This is a genomic window from Burkholderia sp. LS-044 (assembly GCF_004803625.1).
Lineage (GTDB): Bacteria > Pseudomonadota > Gammaproteobacteria > Burkholderiales > Burkholderiaceae > Burkholderia > Burkholderia cepacia.
The window spans coordinates 395,933-420,185 of record NZ_SSWO01000003.1; the positions used below are offsets into that span (position 1 = coordinate 395,933).

Genomic DNA, 24,253 nt, shown 5'->3' on the forward strand with positions numbered 1-24,253 from the left:
GACGGCCGGGCGGGGCGTTCCGCCGGAGCCGGAACAGAGACGGAGACGGGAGATGGATCGCTTCAAGCAGATCGAGACGTTCGTGCGCGTGGCCGATGCCGGCAGCCTCGCGGCGGCGGCGCTCGAGGAGGGCGTGTCGCCGGTCGTGCTCGGGCGGCGCATCGACGCGCTCGAGAAGCGGCTCGGCGTGAAGCTGATGTACCGCTCGACGCGGCGGCTGGTGGTCAGCGAGGAGGGCGCGGCGTTCCTCGAGCGCTGCCGCGGGCTGCTGTCCGAATGGGACCAGGCCGAGAACGAACTGGCCGCCGGGCGGCGCGCGGTCAGCGGGCACCTGATCGTGTCGGCGCCGGCCGCATTCGGGCGCAAGCACGTCGCGCCGCACGCGCCGGGCTTTCTGGCCGACAAGCCCGAGATGCAGCTGTCGTTCAACCTGACCGACCGCGTCGTCGATCTCGTGCGTGAAGGCTACGACCTGTCGATCCGGATCGGCGGTGCCGTCGATCCGAACTTCGTCGCGGTGAAGCTCGCGTCGAACCGGCGCGTCGTGTGCGGCACGCCCGAGTATTTCCGCCGGCACGGCCGGCCGAAGTCGCTCGACGACCTGCTCAGGCACAACTGCCTGGCGTTCAACCTGCAGGGCGGGCAGAACCGCGGCTGGTATTTCCAGCGCCACGGCAAGATTGCGACGATGCGCGTGGCCGGCAACCTCGACTGCAACGACGGCGAGCTGCTGCACCGCTGGGTGGCCGAGGGGCTCGGGCTCGGCTGGCGCTCGACGTGGGAAATCGCCGCGCAGCTCGAGACGGGCGAGCTCGAGACCGTGCTCGACGAATACGCGCTGCCCGATTACGACATCCTCGCGGTCTATCCGCAGCAGCGCTACGTGCCGGCGCGCGTGCGCTATTTCATCGATTACCTGCGCGCCGCGTATGCGCGCCCCGGTTACTGGAGTACCACGCCGTAACGGGAGGCGGGCGGCCCGGCGTTTTTTTACGCTTCATGCGCCCGGCGCGGGAATAAACTCGACGCAGCAACGGTATGGTCATCGAGCGCGCACGTTGCCGGTCTGTCCGGGCGCCGTGCGCGGAACGGGCGCGGCATCGGCCGCCGGGACCAGGGAGGCCATGTGGGGCAAGCCGGACAGGCGGTCGAAGAACGGGTGGCAGACGACGCAGTCGCGCGCGGCGAGCGGTTTCGCGCGCTCGTGCTGCCGCATCTCGACGCCGCGTACAACCTCGCACGCTGGCTGAGCGGTAACGCCGGCGATGCGGACGACGTCGTCCAGGACGCGTGCATGCGTGCGTTGCGCTTCGTCGATTCGTGTCGCGGCGACAACGCGCGGCCGTGGCTGCTGACGATCGTGCGCCACACCTGGTACACGGAGTGGCGGCGCCGCACGCATGCGCACGAGGTCGCGCTGCCCGACTCGCTGGACGACACCGACGTGCCCGACGACTGGCAGCCCGCCACCGACGACCCGCTCGCGCACCTGCTGCGCGGCGAGAACGTGCGGCTCGTGAACGCGGCGCTCGCGAAGCTGCCGCCCGAATACCGCGAGGTGCTGGTGCTGCGCGAGATGGAGGACCTGAGCTACCGCGAGATCGCGGCGATCGCGGACGTGCCGGTCGGCACGGTGATGTCGCGGCTCGCACGCGGCCGGCGCAAGCTCGCCGCGCTGCTGGGCGGCCCGCCGGCACCGGCGGTCGAAGGCAGGCCGGGCCGTACGCCGGCAGGCGGAACCGCATCGGAGGCTATCGATGGACTGTAACGAAGCGCGAGCATTGCTGGACGCGGACGTCGACCGCGAGCTGTCGGCGCCCGACGCGTTGCGGGTCCAGCAGCATGTCGAAGGGTGCGACGTGTGTCGCCAGGAACGCGAACGGATCGTCACGCTGGTGCAGGCCGTGCGTCAGGCCGACTATCACCGTGCGCCGGATGCGTTGCGGGCGAGCATTCTTGCGAGCCTGCCTGCCGCGGCCGACGCGCCTGCCCGAGAGCAGGCGCGGGCGGAGCCGCAATCCGGATCCCGATCGCAGCCGCAGCGGCGGCCGCGCGGGCGTAACGGGTTGTCCTGGTTGCCGGGGCTTGGCGGGGCGGCACGCCCGGCCACGGCCGGCACCGGGCCGCGCTTCGCGGCATTGCCCGGCCTCGGCTGGGGCGTCGCGCTGCTGGTGGCGCTTGCCGCGGCCGGCGGGATGGTGGTGTCCGCGCGTCACGCCGACACCGACCGCACGATCGACGAACTCGTGTCGAGCCACGTGCGTGCCGACCTGTCGGCACGCGACATCGACGTGATCTCGACCGACCGGCACACGGTCAAGCCGTGGTTCAACGGCCGGCTCGACTATGCGCCGCCGGTCGAGGATCTCGCGGCGAACGGCTTCGCGCTGGTCGGCGGCCGGCTCGACTACGTCGGACGCCGCCGTGTCGCGGTGCTGGTCTACCGTTACCGGCAGCACGTGATCGACGTCTATGTGCGGCCGGCCGGGGAAGGGCCGGGGGCGCCGTACTCGACCGTGTCGCAGGGTTATGCGCTCGACCGCTGGGATGCGGCCGGGATGACGTGGTGGGCCGTGACCGACGCCGAGCCGTCGGCACTTGCGGCATTCAGGACCGCGCTCGACGCGCGGCTGGCCGGCACGCGCAGCGAATGACGCCACGACGGCGGGCTGCGGGCCCGCCGCACGCTTGCGTTCCGACCCTCACCGGGGAAAAGGCCGAAGAACGGCCCGCCTGCCCGGTCTCGCCCCTTCAAGTCTTTGAAAACATGGCCGAATCCGCGCGCCAATCGTCGATTGGTCTTGCATGCGCCCCGTATCCGGGTTAGAATCTTCGGCTTCTCACTTGCCACACCGGTTCAGACGCCCGGGTGGCTTTAATCCACAAGGAGTGTGTAATGCGTCATTACGAAATCGTATTCATCGTGCACCCCGATCAGAGCGAGCAAGTGCCCGCGATGATCGAGCGTTACAAGACCACGATCACGTCGCACGGCGGCCAGATCCACCGTGTCGAAGACTGGGGCCGTCGCCAACTGGCCTACATGATCGAGAAACTCGCGAAGGCTCACTACGTCTGCATGAACATCGAGTGCGACCAGACGACGCTCGACGAACTCGAACACGCGTTCAAGTTCAACGACGCCGTGCTGCGCCACCTCATCGTCAAGATGAAGAAGGCCGAAACCGGCCCGTCGCCGATGATGAAGGAAGTTCAGCGCGAAGAAGCCAAGAAGGCGGCTGCAGCTCAGCCGACCGAAGCGCAGGCTTAAGTTCGTCATTCATTAAGCCATCAAGGAGCGCGCCACTCACGTGAACAGGTTGCAATTGACGGCGAGCGTCGTCGAACGCGCACCGGTGCGATATACGCCGGCAGGTGTTCCGATCGCAAGCGCCACATTGCATCACCGCACGGAAGTCGTCGAAGCAGGCATTCCCCGTCAGGTCGAAATGACGATCGAGGCGGTGGCGGCCGGTGAGGCGAGCGGCAGGCTGGAAAGCCGTGAAATGGGCGTCGAAACGCTGTTCACGGGCTTCCTGGCAAAGAAAAGCCGCAACGCGAGAACCTTGGTGTTTCACATCACAGCATTGCAGGACATTGGAAAGGACTGAAATCATGCCCCGCCCGACTGGTAAGAAATTCGACAAGCGTCGTCAGCAACAAAACCCGCTCTTCAAGCGCAAGAAGTTCTGCCGTTTCACGGCCGCAGGCGTCGAGCAGATCGACTACAAGGACACGGAAACGCTGAAGGACTTCATCGGCGAAAACGGCAAGATCACGCCGGCGCGTCTGACGGGTACGAAGGCGCACTATCAGCGTCAGCTCGACACGGCAATCAAGCGTGCGCGTTTCCTCGCGCTGCTGCCGTACACCGATCAGCACAAGGCGTAACTCGGCGACGCCATAAGGAGAATTCGAATGCAAATCATTCTGTTGGAAAAAGTCGCCAATCTGGGCAACCTCGGCGACATCGTCAAGGTCAAGGACGGTTACGCTCGCAACTTCCTGATCCCGAACCGCAAGGCTCGCCGTGCAACGAAGGAAGCGATCGCCGAATTCGAAGTGCGCCGCGCTGAACTCGAAAAGATCGCCGCTGAAAAGCTGGCAGCATCGCAGGCAGTCGGCGAGAAGCTGAACGGCCAGTCGTTCGAAATCACGCAGAAGTCGGGCGTTGACGGCCGTCTGTTCGGCTCGGTCACGAACGGCGACGTCGCGGAACTGCTGAAGAAGGCAGGTTTCGAAGTCGAGAAGCTGCAAGTTCGCATGCCGGAAGGCCCGCTGAAGATGATCGGCGAGCACAACGTCCAGGTCGCGCTGCACACGGACGTCGTCGTCGACGTCACGATCAACGTGATCGGCGACCACGCGTAAGCGTATGCAAGCTTTCCGGGCGGCTTCCGTCGTCCGGACAAGGGCAGGCGCCCGGGCAACCGGGGCCTGCCTTTTTTATTGCCCGATCGCCGGAGCGGTAGCGCTGCCGTGATCTATTCGCGATAATCCCAACCCATGAACGCGCCGCAAGATCCCCAAATCGAATCGCTGAAAGTCCCGCCACATTCGGTCGAAGCCGAACAGTCGGTGCTCGGCGGCCTGTTGCTCGACAACGCGGCATGGGACCGGATTGCCGACTTCCTGTCGCAGGGCGATTTCTATCGCTACGATCACCGGATCATCTACGAGCACATCGGCCGGCTGATCGCGTCGACGCGCCCGGCCGACGTCGTGACCGTGTACGAAGCGCTGACCACGTCCGGCAAGGCCGACGACGTCGGCGGCCTCGCGTACCTGAACGCCCTCGCGCAGAACACGCCGAGCGCTGCGAACATCCGCCGTTATGCGGAAATCGTGCGCGACCGTGCGGTGCTGCGCCGGCTCGTGTCGGTTGCCGACGAAATCTCGGCCGATGCGTTCAACCCGCAGGGCAAGGAAGTCCGCCAGCTGCTCGACGAGGCCGAATCGAAGGTGTTCTCGATCGCCGAAGAGGGCGCGCGCGGCAACCAGGGCTTCCTCGAGATCGGCCCGCTGCTCACGCAGGTCGTCGAGCGCATCGATACGCTGTACCACACCGCGAACCCGAGCGACGTCACGGGCACGCCGACGGGCTTCGTCGACCTCGACCGGATGACTTCCGGGATGCACGGCGGCGAATTGATCATCGTCGCGGGACGACCGTCGATGGGTAAGACCGCCTTTTCGATGAACATCGGCGAATACGTCGCGGTCGAGTACGGCCTGCCGGTCGCGGTGTTCTCGATGGAAATGCCGGGCACCCAGCTCGTGATGCGTATGCTCGGCTCGATCGGCCGGCTCGACCAGCACCGGATGCGTACCGGCCGCCTGACGGACGAGGATTGGCCGAAGCTGACGCACGCGGTGCAGAAGATGAGCGAGGCGCAGCTCTTCATCGACGAGACGGGCGGCCTGAACCCGATGGAATTGCGCTCGCGCGCACGGCGTCTGGCGCGGCAGTGCGGCAAGCTCGGCCTGATCATCGTCGACTACCTGCAGCTGATGTCGGGTTCGTCGCAGGGCGAGAACCGCGCGACCGAAATCTCGGAAATCTCGCGATCGCTGAAGAGTCTCGCGAAGGAGCTCGACGTGCCGGTGATCGCGCTGTCGCAGTTGAACCGCGGCCTCGAACAGCGCCCGAACAAGCGTCCGGTGATGTCCGATTTGCGCGAATCGGGCGCAATCGAGCAGGATGCGGACGTGATCCTGTTCATTTACCGTGACGAAGTTTACAACCCGGACAGCCCCGACAAAGGCACGGCTGAAATCATCATCGGCAAGCAACGTAACGGCCCGATCGGCCCCGTTCGACTCACGTTCCTGGGGCAATACACGAAGTTCGACAATTTTGCGGGAGCGCAGACTTTCTACGGCGAGTAGCGCCGGTTGTAAAGCCCTAAATCGCCAAACGTTGTATCCAATCCCGGCGTGCGCATGTGCGCGCGTCGCGGCGCGACCGAAAACGGTACAATGTCGCCCGTTTTCGTGACAGTAGTTTGACAATCTCTCAGGAATCCCATGTTCGGTCGATTCATGCCCACCGAGGGCAAGTTCTTTGAACTCTTCAACGCGCACGCGAAGCACATCGTTTCCGGTGGCCGCGAGCTCGAACTGCTGATCGACAATCTCGCCGACGCCGAGATTCACAAGCAAAACGTGCAAATTGCCGAGAAGGCCGCTGACAAGCTCACGCACGAGGCGATCGATCTGCTGCACAAGACTTTCATCACGCCGCTCGATCGCGACGAGATCCACAAGCTGATCACGACGATGGACGACATCCTCGACCTGATGGAAGACGTCGCGACCGCCGTGTCGCTGTACGACGTGCAGTCCGTCACGTCCGAGGCGAGCCAGCTCGCGCACATCGTCACGCAGTCCGCCCAGCACGTGCAGCAGGCGGTCGGGTTGCTGTCCGACATGAAGCAGTCCGCGCAGATCCTCAAGCAGTGCGAGGAGATCGACCGCTGGGAATCGGAGGCCGATCGTGTGCTGCGCGCGGCGATGTCGAAGCTGTTCCGCGAGGAAGACGACGTGAAGACGCTCATCAAGCTGAAGGCGATCTACGAGCTGCTCGAAGAGATCACCGACAAGTGCGAGGACGTCGCGAACATCATCGAAGGCATCGTGCTGGAAAACGCCTGAGCGGACCACGATGCATTCGATACAACTCGCCCTCTGGATGGTCGCGACGCTGGTGCTCGTCGCGCTCGTATTCGACTTCATGAACGGCTTTCACGACGCGGCGAACTCGATCGCCACCGTCGTGTCCACCGGGGTGCTGAAGCCCCAGCAAGCCGTGGTGTTCGCGGCGGCGTTCAACGTCATCGCGTATTTCATCTTCCACCTGAAAGTCGCGCAGACCGTCGGTAAAGGCACCATCGATCCCGAGATCGTCGACCACTACGTCATATTCGGCGCGCTGGTCGGTGCGATCGGCTGGAACGTGATCACCTGGTACTACGGGATTCCGTCGAGCTCGTCGCACGCGCTGATCGGCGGCCTCGTCGGCGCGGCGCTCGCCAAGTCGGGCTGGGCTTCGCTGAACATCGACGGGTTGCTGAAGACCATCGCGTTCATCTTCATTTCGCCGCTGCTCGGCTTCATCCTCGGTTCGCTGTTCATGCTCGGCGTGTCGTGGCTGTATTTCCGAACCGCGCCCAGCAAGGTCGACCGGCGCTTCCGCCGGCTGCAGCTGCTGTCGGCCGGGCTGTACAGCCTCGGTCACGGCGGCAACGACGCGCAGAAGACGATCGGCATCATCTGGATGCTGCTGATCGCGTCGGGCTATGCATCGGCGACCGCCGATGCGCCGCCCGCGTGGGTGATCGGCGCGTGCTACCTGTCGATGGGCCTCGGCACGCTGTTCGGCGGCTGGCGCATCGTGCGCACGATGGGCCAGAAGATCACGAAGCTCAAGCCGGTCGGCGGTTTCTGCGCGGAAACCGGTGGCGCGATGACGCTGTTCCTCGCATCGTTCCTGGGCATTCCGGTGTCGACCACGCACACGATCACCGGCGCGATCGTCGGCGTCGGCGCGACGCAGAAGCTGTCGGCCGTGCGCTGGGGTGTGGCCGGCAACATCGTGTGGGCGTGGGTGCTCACGCTGCCGGCGGCCGCGCTGTTCGCGGCCGGTGGATGGTGGCTCGGCCACCAGATCTTCTGATCGACCGCACTGTCGAACGGACATGAAATGCGCCGCAAGCCGAAAGGCTGCGGCGCATTTTCCTTTTGGGGCAGCGGAAATGTGCGGCGAATGGCGGGTTTGTAGTCGCGCGTGATCGCAGGCGAACGCGAAGCGGGCTAGTAACTTCCGTTCGCGAACCGGGCAATCGGATCGTCTGCGGTGGCGGTGCGCGGGCTGACGGGGGTAGATTGCGTCGACGCGCGCAATACCTGCACGGGGGCTGGTTCGGTGCCGCGCGGTGACGTCGCCGCGACGGCGGGTGGCGGCTCAGCATCGAAGGCGGCAGCCTGGGCGGCCGTCAGTGCCGTCGTCGGAATCTGGGTGCCGACCTCGGCCGGACCGGCTGGCGCCGCATTCGCGGTCATGGTGGCGGCGGCTGTGCTCGTGCCGTTGTTCACGGAAGTTGCCTGCTGCTGAGCCGTCTGCATGCGCGGCGGCGGAGGTTCATACGGGTCGGCCGACGCGGCTGCGGGCGCGACCGCGGCGGTCGACACGGCCTGCGCGGCCGGCACGACCGGGGCAGGCGCCCGGGTCGCGGCGGCTTGCGACTGCGTATAGGCCGGCTGCCGCGGCGCGGCGGCAGTCACGACGACAGGGGCGGGCGCAACGACCGGCGCGCTGCGCGGCTCGTCGCGCTTTGCCTCGTAGGTCGGCGCATCGAACGGCGTAGGTGCCCCGCGCGGCGGCGCGACGCGGCGAATGCCGTCGAAACGCTTGGCCCAGTACGGGTTCGTCAGGTAGTCGAGCCGCACGGTGCCGCCCGTCGACGGTGCGTTGACGAAGCGCAGCTTGCCGACGTAGATGCCCACGTGCGAATGCGGCCGTCCGGTCGTGTTGAAGAAGATCAGGTCGCCCGGCGCGATCTGGTCGGGCTCGACCGATATGCCGCGGCCGCTCATGTCGGCGGTCGTGCGCGGCAGGTTCACGTCGGCTGCGCGGCCGATCACGTAGCGCACGAGCCCGCTGCAGTCGAAGCCGCTCGTCGGCGTGTTGCCGCCCCAGCGATACGGGACGCCGACGAGGCTCATCGCCTGGATCGAAATTTCTTCCTGGCCGACGCTGTGATCGACGAACTTCGGGAAATTGGCGGGGGCGGGGAATGCGCGCGGCGTCGTGATCTTCATGCCCGACGCGGGGCGCGATGCCGACTGCGGCGGCACGCTGGAGCAGGCCGCAAGCAGTGAAACGACAGCAACGGGAACCCAGATTCGAAGCATGGCAAGGCGGGCGAGCGCGGGACGCTCGCGAATCGTATGACAACAGACAGACCCGATGGTAGACGTTCCGGCGGGGCTTAAGCAACCGTTCCTGAGAATTTACTTGAAGTTTCGCGCGTAAGTGCGGCTGTTGCGTAACGGTGCATGACCCACGTTTCAGACCCCAAAAATAAAAACGGCGCTCCGGAAACGGAGCGCCGCGATGCGTCGACAGCCGGCCGACGGGCCGGCCTGTCGCATTACAGGATGTCCGACGCGTAGTCGGCGAGTCGCGAGCGTTCGCCGCGCGCGAGCGTCACGTGGCCGCTGTGGCCCCAGCCCTTGAAGCGGTCGACGACGTACGTGAGCCCCGAGCTGCCTTCGGTCAGGTAAGGCGTGTCGATCTGCGCGATGTTGCCGAGGCACACGATCTTCGTGCCCGGGCCCGCACGCGTGACGAGCGTCTTCATCTGCTTCGGCGTCAGGTTCTGCGCCTCGTCGATGATCAGGTACTTGTCGACGAACGTGCGGCCGCGCATGAAGTTCATGCTCTTCACCTTCAGGCGCGAACGGATCAGCTCCTGCGTCGCGGCACGCCCCCATTCGCCGGCGGCGTCGTCGGTCTTCTGCAGCACTTCGAGGTTGTCGTCGAATGCACCCATCCACGGCTGCATCTTCTCTTCCTCGGTGCCGGGCAGGAAACCGATGTCCTCGCCGACGGGCACGGTCGCGCGCGTCACGATGATCTCGTTGTAGCGCTTGTCGTCGAGCACCTGCGCGAGGCCGGCCGCGAGCGCGACGAGCGTCTTGCCGGTACCGGCCTGGCCGAGCAGCGTGACGAAGTCGATCTCCGGGTTCATCAGCAGGTTCAGCGCGAAATTCTGCTCGCGGTTGCGCGCGGTGATGCCCCACACATTGTTCTTGTGGTGGCTGTAGTCGCGCAGTGTCTGCAGCAGCGCCGTCTTGCCGTTCAGTTCGCGGACGATCGCATGGAACGTCGGCTCGCCGTTCTGCGGCTCGAGATAGACGAACTCGTTGACGAGCATCGACGCGACGAGCGGGCCCGTCACGCGGTAGTACGTGGTGCCCGTCTTCGTGTCCTGCCAGCTCTCCATGCCCTTCGCATGCTTGGTCCAGAAATCCTGCGGCAGCTCACGCACGCCGTTGTACAGGAGATCCGAATCCTCGAGCACCTGGTCGTTGAAGTAGTCTTCAGCGGGCAGGCCGAGCGCATGCGCCTTGATCCGCATGTTGATGTCTTTCGACACCAGCACGACCTGACGGTCCGGCCGGTCGCGCTGCAGCGCGCGCACGACGCCGAGGATCTGGTTGTCGGCCTTGCCTTCGGGCAAGCCTTCGACGGGCGCGATGTCGGTGAGCTTCGTCTGGAAGTACAGGCGGCCGACCGCCTCGCGGCTGCCGAGGCGCGACAGCGGAATGCCGGCCGTGATCGGGCCCGCGTCGGCGACCAGCGCGTCGAGCGTGCGGCTGACCTGGCGTGCGTTGCGCGCGACTTCGGACATCCCCTTCTTGTGGTTGTCGAGTTCCTCGAGCGTCATCATCGGCAGATAGACGTCGTGTTCCTCGAAGCGGAAGAGGCTGCTCGGGTCGTGCATCAGCACGTTGGTGTCGAGCACGAACAGTTTCTGCTGTTCGGCTTCGGCGGCCTTGCGGCTGCGCGATTTCGTCGCGGCGCCCGTGTCGCGCGCGGGTGCCGCGGCCGGTTTGCCGGCGGCCGGCTTGTCGTTGCGCGCGACGACCGGCGCCGCGGGTTCGGCGGGTGCCGGCATCGGCTGCAACAGTGCGGCCGTCTGTTTGGTCTTGCGCCCGCGTGCGGGTGCGCTCGCGGTTTCCTGCGCCGAAGACGCGACGGCGCGCAGCGGCGCGGCCGTGTTCGCGGCTTCGATCATCGGTTGGGCCACGCTCGCCGGACCGTAGTCACCGGCTGTGGATGCGTCCCCTTCGGCGGATTTCTTCGCGGCTTTCGCGGGCCGCGCTTTCACCTTGTATTCGTCGGGCGGCAGCAGGCTGCCGAGCTTGCTGGGGGGAGTAGGCAAAGGCATGGTGTCCCTCGGGAGGAATCGTGTCGCATGGCGTGCGCCGCTGATCGCATCCTGCGTGACGTAGACGCATGCAGTTTGCGCGCGGTGGCGCACAGGAAGTTCGTCTAGCCGGTTCGCCTAAGTGTCGATCAGCTCCTTGACGGGGTGAGGGCCGGACCGAGGGCCGGCGCGCAATCCATAAAAAAAGCCGCTGCCCCGTCGACAGGGACATGCGGCTCGGCTGATACGGTCGTGATGCGCGTCAAGTGCCGGAAAGCATCGCATCGAGCACCGGCGCAGCTACGAGAAATATGGGGCGAACTGGCATTCATTGCGGCCCAATATAACGCGCCTCAAAGCGCTTGTACAGCACTTAGCACGTCGTCCACATGGCCCGGTACCTTGATGCCGCGCCATGCCTGGCGAAGCACGCCGTCGGCGTCGATCAGGAACGTCGAGCGCTCGATTCCGCGCACTTCCTTGCCATACATTTTCTTCATCTTGATGACATCGAACAGCGCGCACAGCGCTTCGTCGGCATCGGAAATCAGCGGGAACGGCAGTTCGAGCTTTGCCTTGAAGTTGTCATGCGAGCGCAGGCTGTCGCGCGACACGCCGATGACTTCCGCACCGGCTTTCTTGAACTTCGGATAGAGATCGCGGAACTGCAGCCCTTCGGTCGTGCAGCCCGGCGTGTTGTCCTTCGGATAGAAGTACAGCACGAGTTTCTTGCCCTTCAGGTCGGACAGCGAAATGTCTCCGCCCGTGGCCGGTGCGGTGAAATCGGGAACTTGACGGTCAACTTCGACGGACACGTGTTTCTCCTGTTGTTATGGAAAGGCGCCGCTGCGGCGGCGCGGTTCGGCGGGGCGTCGCGGCAGCGCGCCGCATGGGCGGCGCGGGCGACGCAGGCGCGCGCGAACTCAGTCGGGCTGGACGATCAGTTCGCCGGAGCGGCCGGGAATTTCGCCCCACGTGACAGGGTACGATGGCAGCGAGTCGCGGTCCAGCGTCGCGTGGTAGTCGCCCATCGTCGCAAACGTGTGGCCTTGCGCGCGCCAGCCGGCGAGCAGTTGCTCGAACACGGGCGCGAGCTTCTGGCCTTCCAGTTCCGCATGCAGCGTGAACACCTGGTCGTGCGGATTGGTTTCGGTGAACTTGAGGATGTGCGCGGCGACGTTGTGCGTGTCGACGCCGTCGATGCCGAGCACTTCGTCGAGCGTCGGCAGCGTGGTCGGCATCTGCACGTGCGACAGCGTGCGGCCGTCGACGACGGGCAGGTACGGCGAATGGCCGCGGCCGTCGGATGCGTAGCGCATCCCCCATGCATCGATCTGCTCGAACGCGAAATCGTTCATCTGCCAGCCGGCCGCGCCGTGCGTGACGGGCGGCGCGCCGAAGATCTCGATGAAGCGCGCGTGACTCTTCTGCATTTCACGCGCGGTCCAGTCGCGATCGCGCGCACGGACGTTGTCCTGCCAGTACACGTGATCCCACGTGTGGATCCCGCATTCGAAGCCGGCCTCGTGAATCGCACGCATGTCGGCGATCGCGCGGCGGCCGATGTCGGGGCCCGGCAGCAGCACGCCGTACATCAGCTGCTTCACGCCGTAGTGTTCGACCACCGACGTGCGCGACACCTTCTTCAGGAAGCCGGGGCGGAACACGCGCCGCAGCGCCCAGCCTGTGTGATCCGGCCCGAGGCTGAAGAGGAAAGTCGCGCGCGCACTGAAGCGGTCGAAGATGCGCGCGAGGTTCGGCACGCCTTCGCGCGTGCCGCGCAGCGTGTCGACGTCGATCTTGAGGACGATGCGAGCCAAGCGAACGTCCCGCTCAGCCTTGCTGCTCGACGAGCGCGCGCGCGTCGGCGACGTGGCCGCGATACGCTTCGAAGATGTTGCGCAGCGCGTCGTCGAACGTGGCCTGCGGTGCCCAGCCGAGCTCCTGCATCGTGTTGTCGATCTTCGGCACGCGGTTCTGCACGTCCTGGTAGCCGTTGCCGTAGTACGCGCCGGACGTCGTCTCGACGAGCTTCACCTGCTTGGCCGAATCGGCGTATTCGGGGAATTCCGCCGCCAGTTCGAGCATCTTGTGCGCGAGTTCGCGAACCGAGAAGTTGTTCTTCGGATTCCCGATGTTGTAGATCTTGCCCGACGCGACGCCGTCCTTGTTCTCGATGATCTTCATCAGCGCGCTGATGCCGTCGCCGATGTCGGTGAACGCGCGCTTCTGCGAGCCGCCGTCGACGAGGCTGATGTTTTCGCCGCGCACGATGTGGCCGAGGAACTGCGTGACGACGCGCGAGCTGCCTTCCTTCGGCGTGTAGATCGAGTCGAGGCCCGGGCCGATCCAGTTGAACGGACGGAACAGCGTGAAGTTCAGGCCTTCCATCCCGTAGCCCCAGATCACGCGGTCCATCAGCTGCTTCGAGCACGCGTAGATCCAGCGCGGCTTGTTGATCGGGCCGTAGGTGAGGGCCGATGCATCCGGGTCGAACTGCTCGTCCGAGCACATGCCGTAGACCTCGGAGGTCGACGGGAACACGAGGTGCTTGCCGTACTTGACGGCCGAACGCACGATCGGCAGGTTCGCCTCGAAGTCGAGTTCGAACACGCGCAGCGGCTGCTGGACATAGGTGGCGGGCGTTGCGATCGCGACGAGCGGCAGGATCACGTCGCACTTCTTCACGTGATACTCGACCCACTCCTTGTTGATCGTGATGTCACCTTCGAAGAAATGCATCCGCTCGTGGTTGACGAGGTCGCCAAGCCGATCGGTCTGCATGTCCATGCCGAACACTTCCCAATCGGTGGTTTCAAGAATGCGCTTCGACAGGTGATGGCCGATGAAGCCGTTCACACCCAGGATCAGGACTTTTTTTGCTTTCATGAATGACGGGAAGAATGAATGAACTGCGCGAATTCCGCGGGCGTCACGACGGTTTCGCTGCCGTCGCGCTGCTGCCACAGCTCGAGAATGGATAGAGCGCGGCTGTCGCCGCAGACGCCGAATAGCGCATTATCGCTTACGTGCAGGCCGGGCGGCAAATCTGCCGCGGCGGCCGCTGCCGCGCTGCCGGGCGCCGCGAGGCGCGCGCGCGCGATCACGAAACGCGTGCCGTCGACGTCCGTGAACGCGCCCGGATACGGGGGCGCGACCGCGCGCACCAGGTTGTAGACCTGCGCGGCCGGCTTCGACCAGTCGACGCGGCCGTCTTCGGGCTTGCGCCCGCCGTAGTAGCTGCCGGTCGCGAGATCGTTCGGCAGGTGCGGCGCCTCGCCCGCGAGCAGCGCGGGCAGTACGCGCCAGAGCGTCTGCTCGGCGGCCACCGTGACCTTGTCGAACACCTGCGTGGCCGTGTCGTCCGGCAGGATCGGCACCGCGGTCTGGGCGATGATCGCGCCCGCGTCGGGCTTCGCGGCCATCTCGTGCAGCGTCGCGCCGGTTTCGGTCTCGCCGTTCAGCACGGCCCAGTTGGTCGGTACCCGACCCCGGTATTTCGGCAGCAGCGAACCGTGCATGTTGTACGCGCCGCGCGGCGCGATCGCGAGCAGGTCCACCGGGAGCATGTGACGGTAGTAGAACGAGAAGATGAAATCGGGCTGCGCGTCGGACACCGCGCGGCGCAGCGCCGGATCGGCGGGATCGGCCGGCGTGACGACCGGGATCCCGTGCTCGGCGGCGACCGATGCGACGCTGCCGAACCAGATGTTCTCGTTCGGGTTGTCCTCGTGCGTGACGACGAGTGCGACGTCGACGCCGCGCGCGAGCAGCACCTGCAGGCAGCGCACGCCGACGTTGTGATACGCGAAGACGACTGCGCGCGGTTTCATTGCCCGGCTCCCGTGCGGTTCGCGCCGGCCGGCACTGGCGGCACGCCGTCGTGCTGCTCGAGCACGGCCTGGATCAGGTAGCGCGGCCGCGCGCGCACCTGCTGGTAGATGCGGCCGACGTACTCGCCGAGCAGGCCGAGCGCGAAGATGATCACGCCGAGCAGGAAGAACGTGATCGCGAACAGCGTGAACACGCCTTGCACTTCCGCGCCGACGATGAAGCGTCGCACGAGCAGCAGCACGAACAGCGCGGCGGAGCCGAGCGACAGGATCACGCCGATGAACGACAGCCACTGCAGCGGCACGACCGAGAAGCCCGTCACGAGGTCGAAGTTCAGCCGGATCAGGCTGTACAGCGAGTACTTCGATTCGCCGGCGAAGCGCTCCTCGTGCGCGACCTCGATTTCGGTCGGCTTCTGCGCGAACGTATAGGCAAGGGCGGGGATGAACGTGTTGACTTCGCCGCACACGTTGATCGTATCGATGATGCGGCGGCTGTACGCGCGCAGCATGCAGCCCTGGTCGGTCATCTTGATGCGTGTGATGCGCTCGCGCAGCCGGTTCATCATCTGCGACGCCTTGCGCCGCCACAGGCTGTCCTGGCGCTGCTTGCGGATCGAGCCGACGTAGTCGTAGCCCTCGCGCATCTTCGCGATCAGCTTGCCGATTTCCTCGGGCGGGTTCTGCAGGTCGGCGTCGAGCGTGATGACGATCTCGCCGCGCGATTGCGCGAAGCCGGCGAGGATCGCCATGTGCTGGCCGTAGTTGCCGTTGAGCAGCACGATGCGCGTCGTGTCGGGACGCACGTGGAACTGATCGGCGAGCATCGCGGCCGAGCGGTCGCGGCTGCCGTCGTTGATCAGGATCACTTCGTATGACGTGTCGAGTGCGTCGAGCGCCGGATACAGCCGCGCGAACAGCGCGGCGAGGCCGTCTTCCTCGTTGTACACGGGGATGATGACCGATACTTCGGGACGGCCTGCGTCCAGGTGCCCGGCGCCCGGATGCCCGGCGCGTGCTTCAAGGTGACTCATGTACGCTTAATTTCCGTATTGTTCGCAAATCTGGTTGATGGCGTCGACCACGCGACGCACATCGCCTTCCGTCATCTGCGTGAAGAGCGGCAGCGTGACGGTCGACGCGCCGTACCGTTCGGCGTGGGGGAACATGCCCTCCTTGAAGCCGCGCGCACGGTACAGCGTGAAAAGATGGATCGCCGGGTAGTGGATGCCCGTGCCGATGCCGCGTTCCTTCATCTGCGCCATGAACTCGGCGCGGGTGATCGTCAGCCGCTCGAGCGGCAGCGTGATCAGGAACATGTGCCAGTTGCCGTTCTCGAATTCGGCGACCGGCAGGCCGACGCCGAGCTTCACGGCCGCGCTGCCGTCGAATGCGGCGAAATACGCGCGGGCGAGCGCGCGGCGCTGGGCGGTGAAGCGTTCGAGGTGCGGCAGCTGGCCCAGGCCGACGCGCGCGGCGACGTCGGTCAGGTTGTACTTGCCGCCGAGCACGTCGCAGTCCATCCCGTCGAAGCCCGTGCGCGTGATGCCCTGCAGCCGGTACTTCTGCGCGAGCGTCGCTTCTTCCTCGTTGTTCAGCACGAGCGCGCCGCCTTCGATCGTCGTGAGGTTCTTGTTCGCGTGGAAGCTGAACGACACGATGTCGCCGATCGCGCCGATGCGCTTGCCGTTCCACGTCGAGCCGAATGCCTGCGCGGCGTCCTCGATCACGCGCAGCTTGTGCGCGCGCGCGATCGCGTACAGGCGGTCCATGTCGACCGGCAGGCCGGACAGGAACACCGGGATGATCGCCTTCGTGCGCGGCGTGATCGCCTGCTCGAGCTTGTCGAGGTCAATGTTGCGCGTGACGGGATCGATGTCGGCGAACACGGGCGTCGCGCCCGTCTCGAGGATCACGTTGCTGGTCGAGACCCACGACGCCGGCGTCGTGATCACCTCGTCGCCGGGGCCGACGCCCGCGATGCGCAGGCCGATCTCGAGCGTGCAGGTGCCCGAGTTGAACGCGCGGACGGGACGGCCGCCGCAGTATTCGGACAGCGCCGCTTCGAATTTCTGGCTTTGCGGGCCCGTGGTGATCCAGCCCGAACGCAGCACTTCGACGACGCCCTGGATGGTTTCCTCATCGATCTCGGGGCGGGTGAACGGCAGAAACGGAGCGGTAGTCTGGCTCATGTACGCTTTGGCCTGTAATGGCGTGTAATAAAAGGGTCGGGCGATCCCGGCCGAAACCGGCATTAAACACCGGTTGGCGGAAACGCACCGTGATTTTTTGTAGGCGGACGCTTAACGCGGCGGGGCATGCTCAGCTTCGCGCGAGCACCAGCACGCCGATCAGGATGATGCCGATGCCGACGAGCCGCTGGACCGACAGCACCTCGCCGAACAGGTACCAGGCCGCGAATGCGTTGACGACGTAGCCGAGCGACAGCATCGGGTACGCGATCGACACGTCGACCCGCGACAGCCCGAGGATCCAGACCACGACGCTCAGCACGTAGCAGCCGAGGCCGCCGATGATCGGCAGCTGGGTGGCGATCTTCAGCCCGACCGGGATGATGTTCGCACGGCTGAATTCGAAGTGCCCGACGGCGTTGACGCCGGCCTTCAGCAGCAGTTGCGCAACGGCGTTGAGCATCACGCCGGTGACGATGCAGACGAGCGAAACGGGATTCATGCGATGGGCGTCCTTACGATTGCGGTTTCTCGACGATCACGCGACGGTTGTCGCGCGCAATCACGCGCATCGGCACGCCTTGCTTGACCAGCGTGTCGTACTGGCCGGGCGGCATGATCGCGAGCGCATGGGTTTCCTGCTTCCAGCGCGTGATCCATTCGTCGACGGTCGGAATCCACTTGTTCGGCTCCATCGAGATGCCGAACCCGAGCTCGTCCTGGCGCTGGACCATGATCGTCGTGTGGCCCATATAGAACGGGAACGTGTGATCGAGCATCTCGATCGAGTAGAACGGCGTGTCGGGCGGCAGTTTCGCCAGCTCGGCGCGCACCGTCGGCGCGAGCAGCGCGCCCGAGCTGTAGCGGCCGAACTCGTCGTGCCCGGTGCCGCCGATCGTGCCGAAGGCGAGCCACGCGGCGCCGAACGCGGCAAGCGCGGCCGCGACGCCCGTGCGGCGGTTCAGCCAGGCGGCCGCGAGCGTCAGCGCGGCCGCGACCGCGAGGCCCGCGTACAGCCACATCTGGAACGCGCGGTACAGCGCGTTCGGTGTGCGGGCATCGCCCTGGTACGCGAGGAAGATGATCCCGAACGCCGCGGCGACGAAGAACACGAGGTAGCCGAGCAGGTGGCGGCGGAAGCGGTCGGCGGTCATCAGCGGCAGGTACGCACCGATGATCAGCGCGAGCGCCGGTGCGACCGGCAGCACGTACGAGATCAGCTTCGAATGCGACGCGCTGAAGAACAGGAAGATGAATGCGCTCCAGATCAGCAGCACGAGCATCGGCGAGAAGCCGTTCGGCTGGCGCGGCATCCGCAGCGCATGGCGGATGCTCTGCCACGCAACCGACAGCCACGGCAGGAAGCCGACCAGCAGCACGGGCACGAAGTAGTAGAGCGGGCCCGGACGGTTCTGTTCCGGGGTCAGGTACCGGCGGAACTGCTGGACGATGAAGAAGAAGTTGAAGAACTCGGGGTTGCGCTGCTGGACGAGCACGAACCACGGCGTGACGATCGCGAAGAAGATCACGAGGCCGCTCACGAGGTACAGGCGCTTCCAGAGCGCCCAGTCGCGCGCGATCAACGTATAGAGCACGAGCACGGCGCCGGGCAGGATCAGGCCGACGAGGCCCTTCGACAGCACCGCGAACGCCATCGCGGCCCAGCACGCCCACATCCAGCCGCGCGCCGCGGCCGGGCGCAGCCCGGGCCGCTGCGCGAGCAGCAGCGAGCAGAGCGACAGCGCCATCCAGAACGCAAGGCCCATGTCGAGCGCGTTGAAGTGGCCCATCAGGTTCCAGTACGGCGACGCCGCGAGCACGACGGCGGCGAGGAAGCCCGACAGCGGGTTGAACAGGCGCGCGCCCGTGAAGCCGACCAGCAGCACGCCGGCGAAGCTCGCGAGGGCCGTGTAGAGGCGCGCCTGCCATTCGCCGATGCCGAACCACGCGAACGTGAGCGCGTTCATCCAGGTCTGCAGCGGCGGCTTCTCGAAGTACTTGTAGCCGTTGTAACGCGGCGTGATCCAGTCGCCGGTGACGAACATCTCGCGCGCCATTTCCGCGTAGCGGCCTTCGTCGCTCGGGATCAGGTGGCGCAGCCCGAGCGGCGCGAACCAGACGATCGCGAGCGCGACGACGAGGAGGACGAGCGTGATGCGGTTGAGCGGTAGCCTCGACGGCGTATCGTTCATGGATTTTCAGCCTGTTGGTTGTTGTGACGGGCCGCCGGCGGGTTGCGCCGGGGGCGGGCGGCCTGGCCGGGCCGATCCGGGGATCGACCCGCTGCGCCGGCCCGAGTTTTACCGCATCGGGGATTAACGTTCAATTAAGAGCGCGGCGGCGACTTTGCGGCCTTCGGCCATCAGGATGTTGTAGGTGCGGCAGGCAGCCTGGAAATCCATCGTCTCGACGCCGATCCGCTTGGCCGTGAGCGCCGCGACGAGCCGCGGGTGCGGGAAGCGCAGCCGTGCGCCGCTGCCGAAGATGACGAGTTCGGGCGTCGGGTCGAGCAGCATCGCGAAATGCTCGGGCGCGAGCGCGTCGAACGACGACACCGGCCACATCTGGACCGGCGCGCCGGGCAGCACGATGACGCTCGTTTCATGGCGTTCGAGATTGACGTCGACGTAATCGGGGCCGTAGCCGGTGACGGTGTTGAGCGCGCCGCTCGTGTCCTGGTGCAGTTTCAAATCGGTATTCCGCGGTTCCGTAGGGGAATGTGTCGCAGGGCCACAGGGGCCCGGAGGGCCGGTTTCGCTTGCCCGGGCACGCGGGACGCCTGACGGCGTGGGCCCGGCGCGGCTATGGTGCATTGCGAAAGTCGGCCAAAATCCGCTAAATTATAACTTTTTGGTCGCCCCCGGGCGCCACTTGCGTCGCGCGTCGCCACAAGCTGCGCCCGACCGCCCGCTTTTCCCCAGTCTAGACAGCGCGCACAGACCGGCCGCTTTCCAGTTTTGATCCCGTCCCCCCGGCCGCAAGGCCAACCCAGGAACCGTGTCGTCGTGAAACCGATTCAGAAGTCGAACAAGCTGCTCAACGTCTGCTACGACATCCGTGGCCCGGTGCTCGAGCACGCGAAGCGCCTCGAGGAAGAAGGCCACCGCATCATCAAGCTGAACATCGGCAACCTCGCGCCGTTCGGTTTCGATGCGCCGGACGAGATCATCCAGGACATGATCCGCAACCTGCCGACGTCGTCCGGCTATTCGGATTCGAAGGGCGTGTTCTCGGCGCGCAAGGCCGTGATGCACTACACGCAGGAAAAGGGCGTCGTGGGCGTCGGCCTCGACGACATCTACATCGGCAACGGCGCGTCCGAGCTGATCGTGATGGCGACCCAGGCGCTCCTGAACGACGGCGACGAAGTGCTGCTGCCCGCGCCCGACTACCCGCTGTGGACGGCGGCGGTCAGCCTGTCGGGCGGCACGCCGGTGCATTACATCTGCGACGAGCAGAACGCGTGGATGCCCGATCTCGACGACATCCGCCGCAAGATCACGCCGAACACGAAGGCGATCGTCGTGATCAACCCGAACAACCCGACGGGCGCGCTTTATTCGGACGAATTGCTGCTCGAACTGCTCGAGATCGCGCGCCAGCACGGGCTGATCGTGTTCGCCGACGAGGTGTACGACAAGATCGTCTACGACGGCCTCGAGCATACGGCGCTGGGTTCGCTGTCGGAGGACGTGATCACCGTCACGTTCAACAGCCTGTCGAAGAGCTATCGCTCGTGCGGCTACCGCGCGGGCTGGATGGCCGTGTCGGGCCTCGGTGGCGACAACCGCCGGCGCGCGAAGGATTACCTCGAGGGGCTCGGCATCCTGTCGTCGATGCGCCTGTGCGCGAACGTGCCCGGGCAGTTCGCGATCCAGACGGCGCTCGGCGGCTACCAGAGCATCAACGAGCTGATCATGCCGAGCGGGCGCCTGTACAAGCAGCGCGAACTCGCGTATGACATGCTCACGTCGATCCCGGGCGTGACCTGCGTGAAGCCGCAGGCCGCGCTGTACATGTTCCCGCGCCTCGACCCGAAGCTTTATCCGATCCAGAACGACCAGCAGTTCATTCTCGACCTGTTGCTCGAGGAGCGCGTACTGCTCGTGCAGGGCACGGGCTTCAACTGGACGACGCCGGACCACTTCCGCGTGGTCTTCCTGCCGAACCTCGACGACCTGACCGATTCGATCAACCGGATCGCACGCTTCCTCGACGGCTACCGCAAGCGCCATTCGGCCTGAGCGGCAGGACCACACGGCACTCACTACTTCTTACTCATCGATCACACGCAGCATGGAACCGATCAAAGTTGGCCTGTTGGGCTTCGGCACGGTGGGCAGCGGCACCTTCACGGTGCTGGGCCGCAACCAGGAAGAAATCAAGCGACGCGCGGGGCGCGGCATCGAGGTGACGCGCATTGCGGTGCGCAACCCGGCCAAGGCGCTGGCTGCGCTCGGCGGCGATGCCGGCGCTGCGCAGATCACCGACGATTTCAACGCGGTCGTCGATGATCCGTCGATCGCAATCGTCGCCGAGATGATCGGCGGCACGGGCATCGCGCGCGACCTCGTGCTGCGCGCGATCGCGAACGGCAAGCATGTCGTGACGGCCAACAAGGCGCTGCTCGCGGTGCACGGCACCGAGATCTTCGAGGCCGCACGCGCGAAGGGCGTGATGGTCGCGTTCGAGGCGGCCGTCGCCGGCGGCATCCCGATCATCAAGGCGCTGCGCGAAGGCCTGACCGCGAACCGCATCCAGTACATCGCGGGCATCATCAACGGCACGACCAACTACATCCTGTCGGAAATGCGCGATCGCGGGCTCGACTTCGCGACCGCGCTGAAGGCCGCGCAGGAGCTCGGCTACGCGGAAGCCGATCCGACCTTCGACATCGAAGGCGTCGACGCCGCGCACAAGGCGACCATCATGAGTGCGATCGCGTTCGGCGTGCCGGTGCAGTTCGACCGCGCATACGTCGAGGGCATCAGCAAGCTCGACGCGACCGACATCCGCTACGCGGAAGAACTCGGCTACCGGATCAAGCTGCTCGGCATCGCGCGCCGCGCCGCAAACGGCATCGAGCTGCGCGTGCACCCGACGCTGATCCCGGAAAAGCGCCTGCTCGCGAACGTCGAGGGCGCGATGAACGCGGTCGTCGTGCATGGCGACGCGGTCGGCACGACGCTGTATTACGGCAAGGGCGCGGGCGCGGAGCCTACCGCGTCGGCCGTGGTCGCGGATCTCGTCGACGTCACGCGCCTGCACACGGCGGACCCCGAGCATCGCGTGCCGCATCTCGCGTTCCAGCCGGACAGCCTGTCGAACACGCCGATCCTGCCGATCGAGGAAGTGACGAGCGGCTACTACCTGCGCCTGCGCGTCGCCGACCAGACGGGCGTGCTGGCCGACATCACGCGCATCCTCGCCGCATCGGGCATCTCGATCGACGCGCTGCTGCAGAAGGAATCGGAGCAGATCGATGGCGCGAACGGCGAGACCGACATCATCCTGATCACGCACGAGACGGTCGAGAAGAACGTCAACGCGGCGATCGCGCAGATCGAGAGCCTCTCGACGGTGGTCTCGAAGGTAACGAAGCTGCGCATGGAAGCGCTGAACTGAGGACGGAAGGCGACATGAACTACATCTCCACGCGCGGCGCCGGCATCGGCGAGCGCCACACGTTCTCCGACATCCTGCTCGGCGGCCTCGCGAAGGACGGCGGGCTGTACCTGCCGTCCGAATATCCGAAGGTGTCGGCCGACGAACTCGCGCGCTGGCGCACGCTGTCGTATGCGGATCTCGCGTTCGAGATCCTGTCGAAGTTCTGCGACGACGTGCCGGCCGACGACCTGCGCGCGATCACGCGCCGCACGTACACGGCCGACGTGTACCGCAACACGCGCCATGGCGAGAACGCGTCCGACATCACGCCGCTGAAGACGCTCGGCACCGAGAACGGCGCGGCGCTGTCGCTGCTCGAACTGTCGAACGGCCCGACGCTCGCGTTCAAGGACATGGCGATGCAGCTGCTCGGCAGCCTGTTCGAGTACACGCTCGCGAAGCACGGGCAGACGCTGAACATTCTCGGCGCGACGTCCGGCGACACGGGCAGCGCGGCCGAATACGCGATGCGCGGCAAGGCCGGCGTGCGCGTGTTCATGCTGTCGCCGCACAAGAAGATGAGCGCGTTCCAGACGGCCCAGATGTTCAGCCTGCAGGATCCGAACATCTTCAACCTCGCGGTCGAAGGCGTGTTCGACGACTGCCAGGACATCGTGAAGGCGGTGTCGAACGATCATGCGTTCAAGGCGCGGCAGAAGATCGGCACGGTCAACTCGATCAACTGGGCGCGCGTCGTCGCGCAGGTCGTGTACTACTTCAAGGGCTACTTCGCGGCAACGCAGTCCAACGACGAGCGTGTGTCGTTCACGGTGCCGTCGGGCAACTTCGGCAACGTCTGCGCGGGCCACATCGCGCGGATGATGGGCCTGCCGATCGCGAAGCTCGTGGTCGCGACCAACGAGAACGACGTGCTCGACGAGTTCTTCCGCACGGGCGCGTATCGCGTGCGCAGCGCCGAGAACACCTATCACACGAGCAGCCCGAGCATGGACATCTCGAAGGCATCGAACTTCGAGCGCTTCGTGTTCGACCTGCTCGGCCGCGATCCGGCGCGCGTGATGCAGCTGTTCCGCGACGTCGAGGAGAAAGGCGGCTTCGATCTCGCGGCGAGCGGCGATTTCGCACGGGTCGCCGAGTTCGGTTTCGTGTCGGGCCGCAGCAGCCACACGGACCGCATCGCGACGATCCGCGACGTGTTCTCGCGTTACGACACGATGATCGATACGCACACGGCCGACGGCGTGAAGGTCGCGCGCGAGCATCTCGACGCGGGCGTGCCGATGGTCGTGCTCGAGACCGCCCAGCCGATCAAGTTCGGCGAGACGATTCGCGAGGCACTCGATCGCGAAGCCGAGCGTCCGGCCGCATTCGACGGGCTCGAGGCGCTGCCGCAGCGTTTCGAGGTCGTGAAGGCCGACGCGCAGCAGGTGAAGGACTTCATCGCCGCCCATACGGGCGCATGACGCATGGCCGGGCCGAGAGCCCGGCTGTGCAGGACGGCCGGAATGCCGATTCGTCGAACGGATCGGGGTTCCGGCCGTTTCGTTTGGCGGTGCCGCGCCGCGCGGGCGTTCGGCAACCTGCCGCGCGGCTGCCGTCAAACCGGCATCGCGCGCGAAACAAGTGCCAGACCCGCGCGTTCGCGCGAATCACAGTTTCCGCATGT

General features: G+C 65.9%; 24 protein-coding genes and 1 pseudogene. 14 read left to right on the plus strand and 11 right to left on the minus strand.

The window, feature by feature from the left end; genetic code table 11:
* Window positions 1-52 precede the first annotated feature (52 nt).
* The 10 genes from E9536_RS10260 to E9536_RS10305 all read left to right on the plus strand — a co-directional run bounded on the left by E9536_RS10260 (window position 53) and on the right by E9536_RS10305 (window position 7,675).
* A complete protein-coding gene (locus E9536_RS10260) occupies window positions 53-964 on the plus strand; it encodes a substrate binding domain-containing protein (protein ID WP_021162120.1) in 912 nt (303 codons plus the stop codon).
* A gap of 162 nt (window positions 965-1,126) precedes the next feature.
* Complete coding sequence (locus E9536_RS10265) at window positions 1,127-1,768, plus strand: RNA polymerase sigma factor (RefSeq protein WP_136469817.1); 642 nt, start codon at window positions 1,127-1,129, stop codon at window positions 1,766-1,768.
* Window positions 1,758-2,654, plus strand: a complete 897-nt coding sequence (locus tag E9536_RS10270) for an anti-sigma factor (RefSeq protein WP_060084270.1) — start codon at window positions 1,758-1,760, stop codon at window positions 2,652-2,654. The genes E9536_RS10265 and E9536_RS10270 overlap by 11 nt, the downstream gene beginning before the upstream one ends.
* A gap of 242 nt (window positions 2,655-2,896) precedes the next feature.
* Window positions 2,897-3,271 carry a 30S ribosomal protein S6 gene (gene rpsF, locus E9536_RS10275; RefSeq protein ID WP_006402295.1) on the plus strand — a complete coding sequence of 125 codons (375 nt, stop codon included), beginning with the start codon at window positions 2,897-2,899 and terminating at the stop codon, window positions 3,269-3,271.
* A gap of 40 nt (window positions 3,272-3,311) precedes the next feature.
* Complete coding sequence (gene priB, locus E9536_RS10280) at window positions 3,312-3,611, plus strand: primosomal replication protein N (protein ID WP_011657069.1); 300 nt, start codon at window positions 3,312-3,314, stop codon at window positions 3,609-3,611.
* A 4-nt stretch (window positions 3,612-3,615) separates the two neighbouring features.
* Window positions 3,616-3,891 carry a 30S ribosomal protein S18 gene (gene rpsR / locus E9536_RS10285; RefSeq protein ID WP_006486248.1) on the plus strand — a complete coding sequence of 92 codons (276 nt, stop codon included), beginning with the start codon at window positions 3,616-3,618 and terminating at the stop codon, window positions 3,889-3,891.
* A 27-nt stretch (window positions 3,892-3,918) separates the two neighbouring features.
* Window positions 3,919-4,371, plus strand: a complete 453-nt coding sequence (gene rplI / locus E9536_RS10290) for a 50S ribosomal protein L9 (protein WP_021156519.1) — start codon at window positions 3,919-3,921, stop codon at window positions 4,369-4,371.
* A 135-nt stretch (window positions 4,372-4,506) separates the two neighbouring features.
* Window positions 4,507-5,889 (plus strand): replicative DNA helicase, encoded by a 1,383-nt coding sequence (locus E9536_RS10295; RefSeq protein WP_006486249.1) that lies wholly within the window; start codon window positions 4,507-4,509, stop codon window positions 5,887-5,889.
* A 138-nt stretch (window positions 5,890-6,027) separates the two neighbouring features.
* On the plus strand, window positions 6,028-6,654 hold the full coding sequence (locus E9536_RS10300) for a DUF47 domain-containing protein (protein WP_006478627.1): 627 nt from the start codon (window positions 6,028-6,030) through the stop codon (window positions 6,652-6,654).
* Window positions 6,655-6,664: 10 nt separating this feature from the next.
* The gene (locus E9536_RS10305) at window positions 6,665-7,675 is read left to right on the plus strand and encodes an inorganic phosphate transporter (RefSeq protein WP_060084269.1); all 1,011 of its coding nucleotides are present in this window, start codon (window positions 6,665-6,667) and stop codon (window positions 7,673-7,675) included.
* A 137-nt stretch (window positions 7,676-7,812) separates the two neighbouring features.
* Here E9536_RS10305 and E9536_RS10310 read toward each other — a convergent pair whose 3' ends face one another.
* Both E9536_RS10310 and E9536_RS10315 read right to left on the minus strand, forming a co-directional pair.
* A complete protein-coding gene (locus tag E9536_RS10310; protein WP_136469818.1) occupies window positions 7,813-8,913 on the minus strand; it encodes a C40 family peptidase in 1,101 nt (366 codons plus the stop codon).
* A gap of 239 nt (window positions 8,914-9,152) precedes the next feature.
* Window positions 9,153-10,955 (minus strand): PhoH family protein, encoded by a 1,803-nt coding sequence (locus E9536_RS10315; protein ID WP_059694576.1) that lies wholly within the window; start codon window positions 10,953-10,955, stop codon window positions 9,153-9,155.
* On the opposite strand from E9536_RS10315, the pseudogene E9536_RS42640 reads away from it, so the two are divergent.
* Window positions 10,851-11,095: pseudogene (locus tag E9536_RS42640) on the plus strand (hypothetical protein); the annotation flags it as partial. The gene E9536_RS10315 and the pseudogene E9536_RS42640 sit on opposite strands and share 105 nt — an antisense overlap.
* Before the next feature lie 192 nt (window positions 11,096-11,287).
* Here the strand turns inward: E9536_RS42640 and E9536_RS10325 are convergent.
* The 9 genes from E9536_RS10325 to E9536_RS10365 form a co-directional block, all read right to left on the minus strand.
* Window positions 11,288-11,749, minus strand: coding sequence for a peroxiredoxin (locus tag E9536_RS10325; protein WP_006756046.1), 462 nt, complete (start codon window positions 11,747-11,749; stop codon window positions 11,288-11,290).
* A 108-nt stretch (window positions 11,750-11,857) separates the two neighbouring features.
* Window positions 11,858-12,754: a polysaccharide deacetylase family protein gene (locus tag E9536_RS10330; protein WP_136469819.1), complete on the minus strand. Its 897-nt coding sequence runs from the start codon at window positions 12,752-12,754 to the stop codon at window positions 11,858-11,860.
* A 13-nt stretch (window positions 12,755-12,767) separates the two neighbouring features.
* Window positions 12,768-13,823, minus strand: a complete 1,056-nt coding sequence (locus E9536_RS10335) for a bifunctional UDP-4-keto-pentose/UDP-xylose synthase (RefSeq protein ID WP_006482864.1) — start codon at window positions 13,821-13,823, stop codon at window positions 12,768-12,770.
* The gene (locus E9536_RS10340) at window positions 13,820-14,767 is read right to left on the minus strand and encodes a formyltransferase (protein WP_060084266.1); all 948 of its coding nucleotides are present in this window, start codon (window positions 14,765-14,767) and stop codon (window positions 13,820-13,822) included. Before E9536_RS10340 ends, E9536_RS10335 begins: the two co-directional genes overlap by 4 nt.
* A complete protein-coding gene (locus E9536_RS10345) occupies window positions 14,764-15,801 on the minus strand; it encodes a glycosyltransferase (protein WP_119338218.1) in 1,038 nt (345 codons plus the stop codon). The genes E9536_RS10340 and E9536_RS10345 overlap by 4 nt, the downstream gene beginning before the upstream one ends.
* Window positions 15,802-15,807: 6 nt before the next feature.
* Window positions 15,808-16,959, minus strand: coding sequence for a DegT/DnrJ/EryC1/StrS aminotransferase family protein (locus E9536_RS10350; protein WP_027787199.1), 1,152 nt, complete (start codon window positions 16,957-16,959; stop codon window positions 15,808-15,810).
* A gap of 130 nt (window positions 16,960-17,089) precedes the next feature.
* Window positions 17,090-17,461, minus strand: a complete 372-nt coding sequence (locus tag E9536_RS10355; protein WP_027787200.1) for an EamA family transporter — start codon at window positions 17,459-17,461, stop codon at window positions 17,090-17,092.
* A gap of 13 nt (window positions 17,462-17,474) precedes the next feature.
* Entirely contained in the window at window positions 17,475-19,151 is a 1,677-nt protein-coding gene (locus tag E9536_RS10360) for a glycosyltransferase family 39 protein (protein WP_136469820.1), read from the minus strand.
* Between the two features lie 123 nt (window positions 19,152-19,274).
* Complete coding sequence (locus E9536_RS10365; protein WP_027787202.1) at window positions 19,275-19,649, minus strand: Mth938-like domain-containing protein; 375 nt, start codon at window positions 19,647-19,649, stop codon at window positions 19,275-19,277.
* 315 nt (window positions 19,650-19,964) lie between these two features.
* Between E9536_RS10365 and E9536_RS10370 the strand changes: the two genes are divergently transcribed.
* Genes E9536_RS10370 through thrC form a run of 3 tightly spaced genes read left to right on the plus strand, consistent with a single transcriptional unit; the run spans window position 19,965 to window position 24,050 of the window.
* Window positions 19,965-21,203 (plus strand): pyridoxal phosphate-dependent aminotransferase, encoded by a 1,239-nt coding sequence (locus E9536_RS10370; protein ID WP_027787203.1) that lies wholly within the window; start codon window positions 19,965-19,967, stop codon window positions 21,201-21,203.
* A 52-nt stretch (window positions 21,204-21,255) separates the two neighbouring features.
* Window positions 21,256-22,584: a homoserine dehydrogenase gene (locus tag E9536_RS10375; protein ID WP_021156505.1), complete on the plus strand. Its 1,329-nt coding sequence runs from the start codon at window positions 21,256-21,258 to the stop codon at window positions 22,582-22,584.
* Between the two features lie 14 nt (window positions 22,585-22,598).
* On the plus strand, window positions 22,599-24,050 hold the full coding sequence (thrC, locus tag E9536_RS10380; protein WP_027787204.1) for a threonine synthase: 1,452 nt from the start codon (window positions 22,599-22,601) through the stop codon (window positions 24,048-24,050).
* Window positions 24,051-24,253: the final 203 nt, after the last annotated feature.

What these genes read in the sequence shown, in the direction of transcription:
- E9536_RS10375 (WP_021156505.1), top strand. Translation starts at nt 21,256, where the DNA reads ATGGAACCGATCAAAGTTGGCCTGTTGGGCTTCGGCACGGTGGGCAGC.
- E9536_RS10260 (WP_021162120.1), top strand. Translation starts at nt 53, where the DNA reads ATGGATCGCTTCAAGCAGATCGAGACGTTCGTGCGCGTGGCCGATGCC.
- E9536_RS10315 (WP_059694576.1), bottom strand. Translation starts at nt 10,955, where the DNA reads ATGCCTTTGCCTACTCCCCCCAGCAAGCTCGGCAGCCTGCTGCCGCCC.
- E9536_RS10295 (WP_006486249.1), top strand. Translation starts at nt 4,507, where the DNA reads ATGAACGCGCCGCAAGATCCCCAAATCGAATCGCTGAAAGTCCCGCCA.
- rpsR (WP_006486248.1), top strand. Translation starts at nt 3,616, where the DNA reads ATGCCCCGCCCGACTGGTAAGAAATTCGACAAGCGTCGTCAGCAACAA.
- E9536_RS10340 (WP_060084266.1), bottom strand. Translation starts at nt 14,767, where the DNA reads ATGAAACCGCGCGCAGTCGTCTTCGCGTATCACAACGTCGGCGTGCGC.
- E9536_RS10360 (WP_136469820.1), bottom strand. Translation starts at nt 19,151, where the DNA reads ATGAACGATACGCCGTCGAGGCTACCGCTCAACCGCATCACGCTCGTC.
- E9536_RS10355 (WP_027787200.1), bottom strand. Translation starts at nt 17,461, where the DNA reads ATGAATCCCGTTTCGCTCGTCTGCATCGTCACCGGCGTGATGCTCAAC.
- thrC (WP_027787204.1), top strand. Translation starts at nt 22,599, where the DNA reads ATGAACTACATCTCCACGCGCGGCGCCGGCATCGGCGAGCGCCACACG.
- E9536_RS10335 (WP_006482864.1), bottom strand. Translation starts at nt 13,823, where the DNA reads ATGAAAGCAAAAAAAGTCCTGATCCTGGGTGTGAACGGCTTCATCGGC.
- E9536_RS10270 (WP_060084270.1), top strand. Translation starts at nt 1,758, where the DNA reads ATGGACTGTAACGAAGCGCGAGCATTGCTGGACGCGGACGTCGACCGC.
- E9536_RS10345 (WP_119338218.1), bottom strand. Translation starts at nt 15,801, where the DNA reads ATGAGTCACCTTGAAGCACGCGCCGGGCATCCGGGCGCCGGGCACCTG.
- E9536_RS10300 (WP_006478627.1), top strand. Translation starts at nt 6,028, where the DNA reads ATGTTCGGTCGATTCATGCCCACCGAGGGCAAGTTCTTTGAACTCTTC.
- E9536_RS10310 (WP_136469818.1), bottom strand. Translation starts at nt 8,913, where the DNA reads ATGCTTCGAATCTGGGTTCCCGTTGCTGTCGTTTCACTGCTTGCGGCC.
- rplI (WP_021156519.1), top strand. Translation starts at nt 3,919, where the DNA reads ATGCAAATCATTCTGTTGGAAAAAGTCGCCAATCTGGGCAACCTCGGC.
- E9536_RS10350 (WP_027787199.1), bottom strand. Translation starts at nt 16,959, where the DNA reads ATGAGCCAGACTACCGCTCCGTTTCTGCCGTTCACCCGCCCCGAGATC.
- E9536_RS10305 (WP_060084269.1), top strand. Translation starts at nt 6,665, where the DNA reads ATGCATTCGATACAACTCGCCCTCTGGATGGTCGCGACGCTGGTGCTC.
- rpsF (WP_006402295.1), top strand. Translation starts at nt 2,897, where the DNA reads ATGCGTCATTACGAAATCGTATTCATCGTGCACCCCGATCAGAGCGAG.